The following is a 16,584-nucleotide window of genomic DNA, read 5'->3' on the forward strand; positions in this document are numbered from 1 at the left end:
TTTGAAAGGGTGGCTTACAAATGATTTTAACAATTACATTAAACCCAGCTGTTGACATTAGTTACAAGCTGGAGCAATTCTCATTAGATACAGTCAATCGAGTAGATCATGTGTCAAAAACTGCTGGAGGAAAAGGTTTAAACGTAGCTCGAGTTTTGCAGCAACTGGACGTAGATGTAGCAGCATCGGGCTTTTTAGGTGGCAGTCTGGGTGGTTTTATCCGCTCTCAAATAGAAGCCCTTGATATTAAAGACTTTTTTGTACAAATTGCAGATGAGACGCGCAATTGTATTGCGGTAATTCATGAAGGAAACCAGACAGAAATATTAGAGAGTGGCCCAGTTATAACGGACAAGGAAGGGCAGTTATTTTTAGAGAAATTCAGCGATTACGTTCAACAAGCTAATATCGTGACACTATCGGGGAGTTTACCGAAAGGATTATCCGCTGATTTTTATGTAGAAATGGTGAAAATCTCTACACAGAATGGTGCGCGAGTTCTACTCGATTCTAACGGGGCTTTATTAGATGCAACATTAACAAGTGGTTATAAGCCTTATTTCATCAAGCCAAATGAGCAGGAACTGGCAGATTTAGTAGGCGAGCAAGAGATGGATGAATTACAAATTAGGGCAGCACTTGCTGCACCTCTGTTTACAAATATTCCTTGGATTGTTGTGACACTTGGGGCTGATGGTGCAATTGTTAAACATGGTGATACGTTTTACAGAGCAAAAGCACCAAAAATTGAGGCGGTCAACCCGGTGGGATCAGGAGATTCAGTAGTTGCAGGGTTTGCAGCGGGCTTTGCTCGAGGTTTAATGGATGAAGAGCTGATTAAATTCGGACTGTCTATGGGTGTACTGAATGCGATGGAAGAAAAGACAGGGCACATTAATGTAGAAAAAGTTGCATGGGCTGTTGAAGAAATGCAAGTGGAAAAAATCAAGGGATGAATTAGACAGGAGGTATTATAGATGAGAAACTTGTATCTACTAAATGCATCAATTGTATTGGAAGATAGTCTTTTACAACAAGGATTCATACATATCAAAGATGACAAAATTGAAGCTGTTGGGGGGATGGCTAATTGTCCATCTATTTCGGACAACGATCAACTATTCGATTGTATAGGAAAGCACTATGTGATGCCAGGCATGATTGATATTCATGTTCACGGCGCTGCAGGCTTTGACTTTATGGATAGTAGTCACGAAGCATTCGAAGGAATTGCGAAAGCTTTAGCAAAAGAGGGAACAACTTCTTTTTTGGCAACGACGATAACAAATCCGATGGAGCATACAGCAGATACACTAAAAAGTTTGGAAAATTATAGTGCAGGGAGTTCTGACTTAGCGGTTGCCGAAATGCTAGGCATCCATTTGGAAGGGCCATTTATTAATAGAAAACAAAAAGGTGCGCAACCTGAAAGTGCTATTATATCGCCGAATGCTCAAGTTTTTAGGGAATGGCAGGAGCTATCTGGGAATGCGATTAAAATTGTCACCTTTGCTCCCGAACTCGACAATCAGTTTGAATTATTAGCAGAGCTTAAAAAGACTGGCGTGATTCCATCAATGGGACATACGGATGCATCGTATGATGAAACAATGGATGCGATTGCTCATGGTGTAAGCCATGCAACCCATTTGTTTAATGGCATGAAGGGTATGCATCATCGAGATCCGGGCGTTGTTGGAGCTGCGTTATTACATGATGACGTTCATGTGGAAATTATTCCAGACGGTATTCATTTTCACCCTGATTTACTCAAGCTAATTGTGAAGATGAAAGGGCTTGAAAATGTCCTAGCTATTACAGATGGTATGCGTGCAAAAGGTATGCCGGATGGTGAATATGATTTAGGTGGCCAGCAAGTGACCGTGCGTGAAGGTACATGCGTATTATCTACAAGTGGTTCTTTGGCAGGCAGTATCGTAACGATGAACGAGGCTCGCTTGAATCTTGCGAGATGGTTAAACTTGTCTATCCACGAACAAATTCAAATCACCTCGCTCAATCAAGCAAAGCGTTTAGGTTTATTGGATCGTAAAGGAACAATAAAAGCGGGGAAAGATGCTGATATTGTTGTCCTAGGTCAAGACGGTGAAGTAGAACTAACGATTTGTAGAGGATCGATTGCATATGAGCGTAGCGGTGCATTTAGCTAATGTTTTTTTCAGTGATAATAAGCCCGTGGATGAAATCAGGCACTACCTTTTCATCCACGGGCTATTCACTAAAATATTCCTCAATATTCCTCATTATTATTTCTCCAATATTTTCTCTTTATACGACTAAATCTATTTGAGATTAACTGTAAATATAGATAGAGATTTACTGAATGTCGTAGCGCGTCTGGCCGCATGAGCCGAAGTATGAGACCCACTTGGGGGCAGCACGAGTTGGCTCATGCAAGGTGCGGCAAGCGCGAAGGCAAAATTTATATGCATCCCCCTAAAGAAGATGGATAATTCAGATAAAGGTGTTACAATTGTTTTATTAAAAAGTTAGTGCAATTAGGGGGATAGAAGATGTCGGTATACAAAACCTGTAAAGTGTTAATTGTTGACGACGAACTACTTATTCGGCAAGGTATTAAACATTCTATTAATTGGGAGAAAGAAGGCTTTCAAATCGTTGGTGAAGCTGCAAACGGTGAAGAAGCGCTTCGTTTAATTGAAACACTACAACCACATATTGTCATTACGGACATGGTGATGCCAGTTATGGATGGAGTGGAATTGACAAAAGAAATAAAAGAGCATTATCCACAAATTGAAATTATCATTTTGAGCAGTTTTGGAGATTTTAATTATGTTCGATCTACATTTCAATTAGGTATATCTGACTACATACTTAAACCACAATTGGAAAGTGCTGACCTTTTAATGGTTCTTAAAGAAGCTGCACATAAGATTCCAGGAATTGAGTTAATTCAGGATAGATTTGGAGGAGTAGCAATTCGATTGGAGAGTATTATAGAACGAGTGATGGCGGGCTATGACCTAGACGAGGATTCAATGGTAAATGAGACCATTTTTTCGCACAGTCACTTTTGCCTACTGGGTATTGATTTGAAAGCACATATAAATCATAAAAAAATTGAAATTAGAGCACTTGTGGACGAAATTGAAGGAAGGGTAAGAAGTAATTTTACACATATTGAAATTTATCGATTACCGTTTAGTCAAAATATAGTCGCTCTATTATTTAACTTTGAACTGCATCAATTACAAACAATTAAGGAATTTATTAAGTCGATTTCTACGTCACTTACATTTGTGGATTCAAATGTTGGCTTCGCTTTAACAGAACCATTTACTGACTTTCGAGAGTTAAGGCAAGTTTATCAAAAGAAATTATTACAACTTATTCAATATAGATTTTATTTACCGGATACAACTGTAATGATTTATGATGAAATGCCAAACGTCCGTGCATTTAATGAGCCTTTTCTATTAACGAAGTTCACGGATCTATTTCAGCGTCAACAATTTGATGCGGCATTCTTATATTTGGATGCTTACATTGAAGTCCTTTCAGGCCAATATACAATGGATGAGTTTGCTTGTAAATCCATATTGGGAAATGTCATTTTCAATGTAACAATATTATTGGGGAATATGACTACTAACAGTGAGGCATTGGAAGAGGAAAAGTATTCTTACATATCATCTATTGATGAAGCGATGAATGTGAAAGAAGCAGTATCGTTCTTAAATGAATTTTTAGTGAAAGCAAAGGCCGTGATTGACAGCTTATTAATCAATCCAAGCCTGCCAAATATGCAAAAGCTTTTAGATTATATTAATAAACATTACGCAGAACCACTTAATTTAACAGAGATGGGGAAAGAATTCCATTATAATCCATCCTATTTATCCAATTACTTCAGTGACCATAACAATCAAAGTTTTAGTGAATATTTAAAACAAGTGAGGATTGAAAAATCCATTGAGCTATTACAAAAGGAAGAAATTTCAATTGCTAAAATTAGTATGTTAGTAGGCTACTCTGATCATAGTTATTTTTGTAGAGTGTTTAAAAGTTTTGTAGGTGTTTCGCCAAGTAGCTACCGTAGACAATATTTTAGTACAAGGAAGAGACAAGGATGAAAAAATTAGTTGAGAGCATAAATAATTACGGGCTTTTGGCTAAGATATTTCTAGTAATGTTCTTTAGTATTATTGTGATTACAATTACGATAACATTCAATACATTCCAAATGTCGAAAAATTTATTTACAGAAACTTTTAGTGTTACGAATTCGAAAATTTTGACACAAATCCAAGGGAATGTAGAAAACTTTAATTACTCTGTTGTGAATGCGATTAATAATGTTGAACAGAGTGGAACAGTTAAAAAGTTTCTTACGGAAAAGGATAGCAGTGCCTTAGAAATGTCCGAATCTTATTACAATATGAGTGCGCAGATGGATAGAATACGATCTCACATAGATACTTACGATAACGGCATCACATTGACAGGTATAAATGGGCGTAATTATTCCACTAATCGTATTTATTGGCCAATCACAGAAGAAGCTCTGCCAAACCACCCAATCACACTAAATGCACGTGCCAATCCTAAAGTTTTATCCTATCACTATGATGAACTATATACAGATACATCAAAAAAGTCTGCAATTATTGCTTCGAAAGCACTAACAGATAAAAAAAGTGGAGAAATCTATGGAATCGTATATATAGCAATGCAGGAACTTGAATTTCGCCAGTTTTATACGAGCTATACAAGCGAAGGAAATAATGTTGCGATTATAAATGGAGCAGGAATGATCGTGTCAAGCAATAGATCCGAGTTAATTGGCCAGCAAGAACTGGAGTTACTCAAACATGCACAGGATATCGAAAAACGGAATTTGAACTATAAGGATATTAAGTTCTTGGAAAGAAAACAGATTGTGCTTACGGAATATCTACCGTCACTAGATTTATATTTGGTCAACTTAATAGATCGAAAACTTGTTATGGATAATATTATTGACACGAAATCAATCATTCTTATAAGTATTTTAACAGGAAGTGTTGCTTCGTTATTTATTTATGTTATTTCAAGACGTCTAACAAGATCATTAACAAGCCTTGTTAATCAAATTAATCAGACTGCAAAATCTAATTTTGATCACTATATTACCGTTTCAGGTAGTTATGAAACAAAACAGGTCGGGACTGCGTTTAATCTTATGCTAGATGAACTTCATGAATATGTGGAAGAATTGATTGTAACGCAAAAAAAGCAACGTAATGCGGAGTTAGCCGCGCTTCAGCAACAAATCAATCCACATTTTTTATATAACACACTGGCATCCATAAAGATTATAGTGAATCAAGGAAATAAAGAAATGGCAGCCGAAATGATTAACAAACTTATCTCCTTATTGCAAAATACAATCGGAAATATTAGTGAAACGTATACAGTGGAACAAGAATTAACAAATATGAAAGACTACACATTCATAAATCAGGCACGTTACGGGGAACAGATTAGGGTTAACTACTACATAACAGCTGATTGTTTAACGTACCAAATTCCAAAGCTAATCATCCAGCCCTTTATCGAGAATGCATTTTTTCATGCATTTAATAAAAAAGCATCAGGAAGTATTCATATAATGATTGGGCAGGAGAGGTCCACGCTTATTTGTGAAATTATTGATAATGGTGATGGAATGGTGACAGATCTTGATAATCAGATGCCTAGTTACAAAAGTAAGCGGCAATTATTTAGTGGTATCGGAGTTAAAAACGTCAATGAGAGGATTAAGTTATTGTACGGAGAAGCATATGGTGTAGAAATATCTAGTGAGTTAGGTAAGGGGACAAAGGTTCGAGTATCATTACCGGTTATAAAATCTGTAAATAATCTTAATTTATAATAAAAGTCCTAACTGTTAATAGGTGAATTATTCTGAAAACTTTAAAAATTCCTATTTGAGATGGATATTATCCTAACAGACCCCTTTTTTTGTATGTTAAATTGTTAATAGAAAGCGCTTTCAACTACAGAAGTGGAGGGGTAGGGTAATGAAAAAGTTATTTATGTTATTTTTAACCAGTATATTATTAGTAGCGTGTTCTTCAACGCCAGAGTCAACCGGAAGTAAAAGTGAAGGTGGGAGTGAAGGGAAAGAAAAAAGTGTAACGGAAGAGATTGATGAAGTGACAATTTGGGCATGGGACCCCAAATTTAATATTGCTGCGTTAGAAATTGCAAAAGGGGTATACAAAGAAGAAAATCCAGATCTTACCGTTAATATTGTTGAAAATGCGCAAGATGATATTATTCAAAAATTAAATACAGCATTAGGTTCAGGAACAACGAAAGGATTGCCAAATATTGTTCTAATTGAAGATTATCGAGCACAAGGTTTCTTACAGTCTTTCCCGGATGCATTTTACGAATTAACAGATTCGTTTAATGCACAAGACTTTGCAGAATATAAAATTGCTCCAACGAGTTCAAATGGAAAAAACTATGGTGTTCCTTTTGATACGGGAGTAACTGGATTATATGTTCGCACAGATTACTTAGAAGAAGCTGGTTATTCAGTGGCAGATTTACAAGATATTACTTGGAAAGAATATATAGAAATTGGGAAAAAGGTGAAAGAAGTTACGGGGAAAACAATCCTTAGTACAGATCCAAATGACCTTGGCATTCTCAGAGTGATGATGCAATCAGCAGGCGCATGGTATGTGGAAGAAGATGGTGTAACACCAAATATTGTAGATAATGCTGCATTAAAAGAAGCATTTGAAATTTATAAAGAAATGATCGATACAAACATCCTAAAGCCGCACTCAGATTGGAGCCAATTCCTGGCAGGATTTAATAGCGGAGATGTTGCTACTGTACCGACAGGAAACTGGATTACACCTTCCGTAAAAGCTGAGGCATCGCAATCAGGTAAATGGGCAATTGTCCCAATTCCTAAGTTAACTGTTCCAGGGGCAGGGCATGCGTCGAATCTAGGAGGAAGTTCGTGGTATGTGCTAAATACCCCAGGGGCGGAGCAAGCGGCGGATTTCTTAGGTAAAACATTTGGTTCTAATAAGGAAATGTATCAAAAACTTGTGAGTGAAGTCGGTGCAATTGGTACGTATAAACCAGCATCGGAAACGGATGCTTACGCTGCGGAGGACCCATTCTTTGGTGGACAGAAAACGATTGCAGATTATGCATCATGGATGGAAGATATTCCAGGCGTTAACTATGGACTACACACATATGCAATTGAAGATATTATTACAGTTGAAATGCAGAACTACTTAAATGGAAAAAGTATTGACGATGTCTTGAGTAATGCTCAAAAACAGGCAGAAGCACAATTAAATTAATAAAAATAAATAAGCCTTAAGCAATTGATTGCTACCACGATCCAATTAGAACGAACTGATCGGATCAATTGTTTAAGGTTTTTATTATAAGGAAGTGATTTAATGTGAATGGCAGAACGAAAACCAAATTGACCGGCTGGACATTTGTTGGGATTTCAACTTTCATGATAAGTATATTTTATTTTTATCCGATGATTCAAGCATTCATCCTTTCACTTCAATCGGGAGCAGGCACAAATTTAAGTTTCGTTGGATTCGATAATTATAAGCGTGCCCTTACTGATCCAACATTTATTGCAGCTTTTAAAAATACGTTTATTTTTCTAATCATACAAGTGCCCATAATGATTCTCTTAGGGTTATTTTTATCCGTTCTGTTAAACGATTCGATGTTAAAATTTAGAAGCTTTTTCCGGATAGCGATATTTTTACCTTGTGTTACATCACTTGTTGCCTATTCGGTTATTTTTAAAGACTTATTTGCGGTTGATGGAATTATCAACAAATTATTGCTGCAATTATCCATCGTGACAGAAGGAATTAACTGGTTGACCGATCCATTTTGGGCAAAGGTTGCAATTATTATTGCAATCACTTGGCGATGGACTGGCTATAATATGATCTTTTATTTATCAGGTCTACAAAACATCGATCATTCCATATATGAAGCCGCAAAAATGGACGGGGCTTCTTCCTTTCAACAATTTTTCAAAATTACAATCCCAATGTTAAAACCAATTATTTTATTTACATCGATTACATCAACCATTGGGACGTTACAAATATTTGATGAAGTAATGAATATTACAAAAGGTGGTCCAGGTAATGCGACCACGTCAATTTCCCAATACATTTATAATATTTCCTTTAAGTATACACCGGACTTTGGCTATGCAGCGACGGTTTCTTACTTTGTCGTTGTAATAATCGTCCTATTAGCCGCTTTACAGTTTAAGCTAGCAGGTGATAAAAAATGAAGAATATAAAAAGAATATCTACATATCTATTTTTAACATGCGCCGCGATTATATCCATTTTCCCGTTTTTTTGGATGATCATTAGTGCGACAAATAAGTCGGTTGATGTGTCAAAAGGTAGATTACTTCCTGGAAGCCACTTGATTGAGAACTTTAAAAGCCTAATAGAAACGGTTGATATTGTGACAGCATTAACAAATTCAGCAATCATCTCCGTCACAACAACAGTTTTGTCGTTGATCATTGCTTCATTGGCTGGTTATGGCTTTGAAATATATCGCAGTAAAGCAAAGGATATTGTATTTAATATTCTATTAATTTCCATGATGATTCCGTTTGCAGCATTAATGGTTCCGTTATACCGGATGTTTGGTTCGCTATCGCAAATAGCACCTTTCATAGGAATGGATACATTTGCAGCTGTTATGTTACCAACATTAACTACAGCTTTTCTAATATTCTTTTTCAGGCAAAATACTAAAATGTTTTCTAGAGAATTGATTGAGGCAGGTAGAATTGATGGCTTAAGTGAAATAGGTATTTTTATCCGTATATATATGCCAACAATGAAAACTGCATACGCTGCTGCAGCTATTATAACATTTATGAATAGCTGGAATAATTATTTGTGGCCGCTAGTTGTCTTACAATCACCTGAGAAGCAAACGATCCCTTTGCTAATATCTAACTTAGGTTCCGGTTACGCACCTGATTTTGGTGTCATAATGTTGACAATTGTCATTGCAACATTACCAACTGCACTGATTTTTTTCTTGATGCAAAAGCATTTTGTAGCTGGAATGATGGGATCAGTAAAGTAATCACTTTATGAGAGATAGGAAGTGTAAATGTCATGAAGACACCAAGCCTAGATTGGTTAACTGATGTAAATGTATTTGCAGTGAATCGTGTACCGGCGCATTCAGATCATCTGTATTATGCGACGATGGAGGAGGCACGAAAAAAAGGAGAGATGCGTTTCCGACATAGTTTAAATGGCCCATGGAAATTTAATTATGCTGCTAATCTGAGGAGCCGTGTAGAACAATTTTACGAAAATGATTTCGATGCTAACGGATGGGATACGATTCAAGTTCCAGGGCATATTCAATTACAAGGATTTGGAAAATCACAATATGTAAATACAATGTATCCATGGGATGGTCATGAAGTAATTCGTCCCCCAGCGATACCTGTGGAGAATAACCCCGTGGGTAGCTATTTAAAAACATTTACACTACCTGAAAATATGAAAAATCAACCTTTGTATATCTCCTTTCAAGGTGTTGAAACAGCATTTTATGTATGGTTAAATGGGGAGTTTGTTGGCTATAGCGAGGATAGTTTCACACCTTCAAATTTTGAACTTACACCTTATTTGCAGGCAGGTGAAAACAAACTTGCTGTTGAAGTCTATCAAAGAAGTACGGGAAGTTGGTTAGAAGACCAAGACTTTTGGCGTTTTTCGGGAATTTTTAGAGACGTTTATTTATATAGTAAACCTTCAATCCATGTAGAAGATGTGTATGTACATACGCATCTGGATGATACTTTTACGAATGCAATTTTAGAAGTGAATCTCCAAATGGATACGGACCAAGAGATAACGGTATCACTTGTAATAGAGGACGCGGATCATAAAGTTGTGGAAGAAGTCAAACAAGAGAAAGTTAGTTCAAGTTGCACTGTGAAGCTATCTGTAAAGAATCCTCAATTATGGAGCGCGGAAAGTCCATACTTATATCAAGTATTTATTAAACTTTATAATCAATCAGGAACATTAATAGAAGTCATTCCACAGAATGTCGGATTCCGTCGCTTTGAGATGAAGAATAAAATCATGCAGTTAAATGGCAAACGGATTTTATTTAAGGGTGTCAATCGACATGAATTTAATTGTCATAGCGGAAGATTGGTGACAAAAGAAGATATGCTATGGGATATTAAAACACTCAAGCAGAATAATATTAATGCCGTTAGAACAGCCCATTATCCAAACCAAAGTTATTGGTATGATCTTTGTGATCAATATGGGATTTATGTCATGGATGAAATGAACCTAGAAACCCATGGGAGTTGGCAAAAGATGGGGGTTGTCGAGCCATCGTGGGTGATTCCAGGTAATCTTCCGCAATGGCAAAATATTGTTATGGATAGAGCAGTTTCCATGTTTGAGCGTGACAAAAATCATCCTTCGATTTTGATTTGGTCATGTGGGAATGAATCGTATGCTGGTGAAGTAATCCAGAATGTGACACGCTATTTTAAAAAAGTGGATTCCAGTCGATTAGTTCATTATGAAGGTGTATTTTATGATCGGAATTATAGTGAGACAAGTGACATGGAAAGTCAGATGTATACAAAGCCTGCCGATATTGAGAAGTATTTAATGAATAATCCAGATAAACCGTATATCAGTTGTGAATACATGCATGCGATGGGAAATTCACTTGGTGGGATGAAAAAATATACTGATTTAGGACGTAAATATCCGATGTATCAGGGTGGATTCATTTGGGATTATATTGATCAAGGCATTGTAAAAAAAGATCGTTATGGGCAGGAATTCTTGGCGTATGGTGGAGATTTTGGCGATAGACCAACCGATAACAACTTTTGTTTTAATGGTATTGTTTATGCGAATCGCGAACTGTCACCTAAAATGCAAGAAGTGCGTTTTTTATACCAAAATATAAAGCTGATCCCTGATCGTAATGGCGTGGAAATTATTAATGATCAATTATTTAAAGACACTAGTGATTTAGTACTTGAATATCGTTTACTATTTGAAGGCGAACAATTATTCCGTGCACAAAAACAGGTGAACATTGAGCCAGGAAGCAAGGAGTACATTGAATTAGATATTCCAGCTGAATTGATTAAGGCAGGTGAATATGTAGTTCAGACTGCGCTTTTATTGAAAGAAAAGACTATTTGGGCAAATGAAGGTTTTGAACTTTCTTTTGGTGAGTATGTATTCCAAAAAGATAAACAAGACTTTATAAGTCCAGAGGGGACAGTACGTGTAGTCAAAGGGGATGTCAATATTGGTGTTCATGGTGAGCATTTCAGTACGATTTTTTCCCTACAAATGGGTTCACTTATTTCGCTTAACTACGCAGGCAAGGAAATGATTGAGCAAGCGCCTTCACCACTATTTTGGCGAGCACTTACGGACAACGATAAAGGCAATCAAACAGGCTTTGATATGAGTGCCTGGTATGCCGCTAGTCTTTGTCGAAAATGTATTGGATTTGATGTGCAAGATAAGAAAGCGTACGCGACAATCCGTTTTGATTATGCTTTGTCGATAGATTCTGCTGTAAAACTTAGCGTTTCTTATACAGTTTATGCTGACGGACGTATGAAAGTAAGTTCATCTTATCAGGGTGTCGCAGGGTTACCAAAAATGCCGATATTTGGAGTTACATTTAAAATGTCTGCTGATTATCATCAGCTTGACTGGTATGCGAATGGTCCAGAGGAAAACTATATCGATCGTGCAAATGGGGCTAGATTAGGGAGATTCCGAAATAAGGTGCCAGATAATGTAGCTGCTTATTCCGTCCCACAGGAATCTGGTAATAGAACAGGTGTCCGACGAGTAGATGTAATAAATAACGAAGGAACTGGCATCCGAATTTCATCTACAGATCAACCAATTGAGTGCAACATTTCACCTTATACGGCATTTGAATTAGAAAATGCTGCACATCATTATGAACTACCAGCTATTCATTACACAGTTGTTACTGTTGCAGGTAAACAAATGGGAGTAGGTGGTGACGACAGTTGGGGTGCGCCAGTACATGAAGAGTTCAGAATTAATGCGGAAAAGGACTTATACTTCGAGTTCATGATTGAACCTAAATAATGTTTTTTTGAGTAGAATATTTATAAAGTACCGAAGGGGAAATTGCCTTCGGTATTTTTGTATTACATCTCAATATCCCAAATAATTAATATGGTAAACTGATTATAGAAATAATAATAGTTCCTTTTGAGAAAGAGGTATTTCAATGATCAATCGACTGCGTAATATCTACCCTTCACTGATTAATTATACCGAAGGAGAGAATAAGTTAAATCCTACATATAAATGGTTTGTAATGGATGACAATGAGATTATTGGTATTCATGAGGCGGAGTTAACAGCTAAAGATGCATCCGTATTGGCAACTTTTTTGTCGCCCTATCATATACATTTCCCATTACCTACTGTTGAAGAAAGACGATGGAATAAAGCCATTCACTCCACTGATTCAAGTGCTACCGCTGAATTTAAATTGGCTAATCCTTATCGTTTCGTCTATTTTTCAATAAAAAAAAATGAAATCGATCCGATTATTTTTAAAAATGCAATCCAAGAACTTTTTGTTAAACCTGTTCCTATCCTATGGGTCAACGGCAATGAAGGGATCATCATTGAAGAGCAAATCGAATCGGATGAAAACATTTCCTATGAGCAGATAATCGATGTTTTAATGAGTGATTTATATGTCAAAATCGACTTCTTTGTAGGTCCTTATCGGAAAGGCTTAGAAGGAGTTAGTCAACATTATCATTCATTATTAACGGCTGCTAAAAGTGTATTCGCTTCTTCCAATAAGAGGGTTGTCACGTATATTGAGGCAGTCCCGTATTTATTAATAAACCAAACAGACCAAAATTTCCGTTCGGATATGAGCAAAATGATTTTGCAAGAATATAGAGACGATGAAGAAACACTAAAAATGATTGAAACGTTTGTTCAGTGTAATTTGAATTTATCGGAAACTTCCAAAGTATTGCATATGCACCGCAATAGTTTGCAATATCGCTTGGATCGTTTTTTAGAGAAAACAGGCATAGATGTCCGTCAATTCCACCAAGCAATGACCGTATACTTAGCATTATTGGCAAGAGAGTAAGGACATATGTAAATTTGCACGAATAGGATTAAAATCTTTGTGCATATTCACCATTATTCAAATAATCTAACTATTGTATACTATTACTAGTTAGTGAAAGCACTTACATACATGGAGGGAATGCAATGGCAGATTTGCAATTAAAGAATATTAAAAAGGTCTATGATAAAAATGTTGTTACAGTTCATGACTTCAATTTGGAAATTAGAGACAAGGAATTTTTAGTATTAGTCGGCCCTTCAGGTTGTGGGAAGTCTACGACACTTCGTATGATAGCTGGCTTAGAAGAAATTTCTGGCGGAGATCTTTTCATCGGTGGTAAAAGAGTGAACGATGTGCCACCAAAAGATCGAGATATTGCAATGGTATTCCAAAACTATGCACTTTACCCACATATGAATGTTTACGATAATATGGCATTTGGTCTAAAGCTTCGTAAATTTAAAAAAGATGAAATCAAACAACGAGTAGATAATGCTGCAAAAATTTTAGGTTTAGAAGATCTTTTAACGCGAAAACCAAAAGCTCTTTCAGGTGGTCAACGTCAGCGTGTTGCACTTGGTCGTGCTATTGTTCGAGATGCTGAAGTATTTTTAATGGATGAACCGTTATCAAACTTAGATGCTAAACTACGAGTTCAAATGCGTACAGAAATTCAAAAACTACATAAACGCCTACAAACAACGACGATTTATGTGACGCATGATCAAACAGAAGCAATGACAATGGCGACTCGCCTTGTAGTTATGAAGGATGGACTTATTCAGCAAATCGGAGCTCCTAAAGAAGTGTACGATGAGCCAAATAATGTTTTTGTTGGTGGTTTCATCGGCTCTCCAGCAATGAACTTCCTGAATGGAAAATTGGTAGATAATTATTTTGTGATGGGAGATTTGAAGGTTCTTGTTCCTGAAGGGAAGCAGAAAATACTTCGTGAGCAAGGCTATATTGGCAAAGATATTATTCTAGGTGTTCGACCAGAGGATATTCATGATGAACCAATGTTCCTTGATTTTTCACCTGAAACAAAGTTCAATGTACAGATTGAAGTTGCAGAGTTAACAGGATCAGAAATTATGCTATATGCAAAAGTGGCTGGTCAAGATTTTGTAGCACGTGTTGATTCTCGCTTTAATGTAGCTGCAGGGGAAAACGTGGACTTAGCATTCGATCTTAATAAAGCTCATTTCTTTGATAGTGAAACAGAATTACGAATTAAATAAGGATAGAAAAATAATCGGCTGCTTACTAGTAGCCGGTTATTTATTTTGAATATTTTTGTAATCTACTAAAAATTCTTTTTATTGAGAGAATTGTTATGTTATGATAATTTCATCATCATTTTAAGTCATCAGGGGGATTTGGATTGAAAGGTTTTTCAAAGTGGTTGCTGCAATTGATTATTTCTTTTATAGGAATTTTGTTAATAAGCGGCTTACCTATACTAATAAGTGGTTTTCAACGAGGGGAATTTGAGTGGAAAGAATACGGTCAACATTTACTCGTGCTATTTCCGATTGGAGAATTTGTAGAACAGCATTATGCAAAGTATATTGGCGAATATATTAGCTATTCTTTGCAAGTATTATTTTTAGCGTTATTAGTTGCAGTATGTTTGGCACTAATTTTTACTGTGTTGACAATGCTTTTAAAGGAACGTGCAAGGCAGCGAGTAAAAATGGTGTTTTTTGTATTAGAATCAATGCCAGATATTTTAGTCATTTTACTTGTTCAGCTTATCGTTATTATGATTCACAAGAATACTGGTATTTTCGTTTCCAAAATTGCTGTAACTGGTGGAGAAAAGATTTATATGCTACCTGTTTTTTGTTTAATGATTTTGCCGATGATCCAGCTATATCGATTAAGTATGCTGACATTTGAAGCAGAGGAACGAAAGATGTATGTAGAGCTTGCAAAGTCACTAGGCATTAGTAAGTTGTTTATTTTACTTATACATATTTTCCGAAATGCAATTATTAGTATATTTTTTCAATCGAAAAAGACAATGTGGTTTATGCTTTCAAATTTATTCATCTTAGAGCGAATGTTTAATATGCCGGGAATTATGTTTCATTTAAGTGAAAACATAAGTGGTGAGTTATTTTTAATAACGGTTTGTAGTTTTTTCGTGCCAGTTTTCTTACTATATAGTTTTGGTGAATGGTACTTCTTACGTCGATTAGGTCGAGGGGGTGCTTTGTCATGAAGTCTGTATGGAGACAACCACTGTTTGTTTTTGGTTTTAGTGTTGTAGCATTTTTCTTAGTCGGCAGTTTTATATTTGAATGGATTTTTGGATCTACACCAAAACAAACGTTTTTTGTTTATGAAGATGGAAGATTAGTAGAAGCCGCTCCTTTATCGCCAAGCTGGTCGAATCCACTCGGAACAGATCAATATGGATATGACATGCTAGCAAAGATCATGCTCGGTGCCAAATATACGATTCTAGCAGCAATGGGAGTAGCTGCAGTTCGTATGCTAATAGCAGTACCTCTTGGTTTTGCTATCGGGACGTATTGGCAAAGAAGACGTTCACTTATCAATAGTTTTATTGATCCACTGCATTATATACCGATGACAATATTTGCGTATATAATGCTGTATCCAGTGTTATGGCAGCCGATGGAAGGTTTTTCTACAACAGTATGGGAACGAATTGTTATCCAAGTTGTATTAATGGCAATTATTTCGGTGCCGATTGTAGCATCTTTAATTGGCAATGAAGCGAACTTGTTGTACCAAGAGGAATATATACTAGCTTCTCGAACGCTCGGTGCTAGTCGCCGTCGAATTATTTCGCGTCATTTGTTTCCGATGATGAGAGAAAAATTATTTGTTTTATATGGACAGCAAGTAGTAGAATCGTTAGTAGTTTTTGCACATTTAGGACTTCTATATTTATTTATTGGTGGAACGAAAGTTAGTTATGATCCAATGTTCGCCGATCCTCCGAAATCAATGGCGTATGAGTGGGCTGGTCTATTTGGCTCTTCATTCCGCTATTTGCAGGGGGTCCCATGGCTACCTTTAGCTCCAGCAATTTGCTTCGCGCTCCTTATTTTAGCAGTTGCTGCGATGATTGAAGGGTATACACGGGCAACGAATGGACAAGTGAGAATTCCAAAACAAAAGAAAGTTTCTTTTGTATCAAAAGAAACAATTGAATGGAATCAGCAGCAGCTGAAAGAAAAGTTACAACTTATACGTGAAAATGAAAAATAATCTCATTTCTTTAACTGTGGACAGACTCTTTAATGGAGAGTGTCTACAGTTTTTTTATGAAAAATATTTGTTCTTAAGGGAGAATAATAATTTAGTATAGGGTTTTTA

At 36.4% G+C, this 16,584-nt stretch carries 12 protein-coding genes; all 12 read left to right on the forward strand.

Translation table 11 applies throughout. The features are described from left to right. The first annotated feature begins 20 nt into the window (after positions 1-20). The 12 genes from RUH95_RS07875 (at position 21) to RUH95_RS07930 (ending at position 16,476) form a co-directional block, all read left to right on the forward strand. On the forward strand, positions 21-956 hold the full coding sequence (locus RUH95_RS07875) for a hexose kinase (protein ID WP_313892305.1): 936 nt from the start codon (positions 21-23) through the stop codon (positions 954-956). 21 nt (positions 957-977) lie between these two features. Beyond that, entirely contained in the window at positions 978-2,171 is a 1,194-nt protein-coding gene (gene nagA, locus RUH95_RS07880; RefSeq protein ID WP_313892306.1) for an N-acetylglucosamine-6-phosphate deacetylase, read from the forward strand. A 363-nt stretch (positions 2,172-2,534) separates the two neighbouring features. After that, positions 2,535-4,118: a response regulator transcription factor gene (locus tag RUH95_RS07885; RefSeq protein ID WP_313892307.1), complete on the forward strand. Its 1,584-nt coding sequence runs from the start codon at positions 2,535-2,537 to the stop codon at positions 4,116-4,118. Beyond that, entirely contained in the window at positions 4,115-5,899 is a 1,785-nt protein-coding gene (locus RUH95_RS07890; protein ID WP_313892308.1) for a sensor histidine kinase, read from the forward strand. The genes RUH95_RS07885 and RUH95_RS07890 overlap by 4 nt, the downstream gene beginning before the upstream one ends. Positions 5,900-6,047: 148 nt before the next feature. After that, complete coding sequence (locus RUH95_RS07895; protein WP_313892309.1) at positions 6,048-7,361, forward strand: ABC transporter substrate-binding protein; 1,314 nt, start codon at positions 6,048-6,050, stop codon at positions 7,359-7,361. Positions 7,362-7,525: 164 nt separating this feature from the next. After that, positions 7,526-8,338, forward strand: a complete 813-nt coding sequence (locus tag RUH95_RS07900; RefSeq protein ID WP_313892472.1) for a carbohydrate ABC transporter permease — start codon at positions 7,526-7,528, stop codon at positions 8,336-8,338. After that, positions 8,335-9,159 carry a carbohydrate ABC transporter permease gene (locus tag RUH95_RS07905; RefSeq protein WP_313892310.1) on the forward strand — a complete coding sequence of 275 codons (825 nt, stop codon included), beginning with the start codon at positions 8,335-8,337 and terminating at the stop codon, positions 9,157-9,159. The genes RUH95_RS07900 and RUH95_RS07905 overlap by 4 nt, the downstream gene beginning before the upstream one ends. A gap of 32 nt (positions 9,160-9,191) precedes the next feature. After that, on the forward strand, positions 9,192-12,212 hold the full coding sequence (gene lacZ, locus RUH95_RS07910; protein ID WP_313892311.1) for a beta-galactosidase, LacZ type: 3,021 nt from the start codon (positions 9,192-9,194) through the stop codon (positions 12,210-12,212). Between the two features lie 145 nt (positions 12,213-12,357). Further along, positions 12,358-13,248, forward strand: coding sequence for a PucR family transcriptional regulator (locus RUH95_RS07915; protein ID WP_313892312.1), 891 nt, complete (start codon positions 12,358-12,360; stop codon positions 13,246-13,248). 125 nt (positions 13,249-13,373) lie between these two features. Continuing rightward, on the forward strand, positions 13,374-14,471 hold the full coding sequence (locus RUH95_RS07920) for an ABC transporter ATP-binding protein (RefSeq protein WP_313892313.1): 1,098 nt from the start codon (positions 13,374-13,376) through the stop codon (positions 14,469-14,471). Between the two features lie 143 nt (positions 14,472-14,614). Beyond that, entirely contained in the window at positions 14,615-15,457 is an 843-nt protein-coding gene (locus tag RUH95_RS07925) for an ABC transporter permease subunit (RefSeq protein ID WP_313892314.1), read from the forward strand. Beyond that, positions 15,454-16,476, forward strand: coding sequence for an ABC transporter permease (locus tag RUH95_RS07930; RefSeq protein ID WP_313892315.1), 1,023 nt, complete (start codon positions 15,454-15,456; stop codon positions 16,474-16,476). The genes RUH95_RS07925 and RUH95_RS07930 overlap by 4 nt, the downstream gene beginning before the upstream one ends. Positions 16,477-16,584: the final 108 nt, after the last annotated feature.

Origin of the sequence: Psychrobacillus sp. (assembly GCF_032154225.1) — a bacterium.
Lineage (GTDB): Bacteria > Bacillota > Bacilli > Bacillales_A > Planococcaceae > Psychrobacillus.

Excerpts from the sequence above, each read along its gene's own strand:
- RUH95_RS07875 (WP_313892305.1), top strand. The coding sequence starts at position 21 with ATGATTTTAACAATTACATTAAACCCAGCTGTTGACATTAGTTACAAG.
- RUH95_RS07895 (WP_313892309.1), top strand. The coding sequence starts at position 6,048 with ATGAAAAAGTTATTTATGTTATTTTTAACCAGTATATTATTAGTAGCG.
- nagA (WP_313892306.1), top strand. The coding sequence starts at position 978 with ATGAGAAACTTGTATCTACTAAATGCATCAATTGTATTGGAAGATAGT.
- RUH95_RS07930 (WP_313892315.1), top strand. The coding sequence starts at position 15,454 with ATGAAGTCTGTATGGAGACAACCACTGTTTGTTTTTGGTTTTAGTGTT.
- RUH95_RS07905 (WP_313892310.1), top strand. The coding sequence starts at position 8,335 with ATGAAGAATATAAAAAGAATATCTACATATCTATTTTTAACATGCGCC.
- RUH95_RS07890 (WP_313892308.1), top strand. The coding sequence starts at position 4,115 with ATGAAAAAATTAGTTGAGAGCATAAATAATTACGGGCTTTTGGCTAAG.
- RUH95_RS07900 (WP_313892472.1), top strand. The coding sequence starts at position 7,526 with ATGATAAGTATATTTTATTTTTATCCGATGATTCAAGCATTCATCCTT.
- RUH95_RS07885 (WP_313892307.1), top strand. The coding sequence starts at position 2,535 with ATGTCGGTATACAAAACCTGTAAAGTGTTAATTGTTGACGACGAACTA.
- RUH95_RS07920 (WP_313892313.1), top strand. The coding sequence starts at position 13,374 with ATGGCAGATTTGCAATTAAAGAATATTAAAAAGGTCTATGATAAAAAT.
- lacZ (WP_313892311.1), top strand. The coding sequence starts at position 9,192 with ATGAAGACACCAAGCCTAGATTGGTTAACTGATGTAAATGTATTTGCA.
- RUH95_RS07915 (WP_313892312.1), top strand. The coding sequence starts at position 12,358 with ATGATCAATCGACTGCGTAATATCTACCCTTCACTGATTAATTATACC.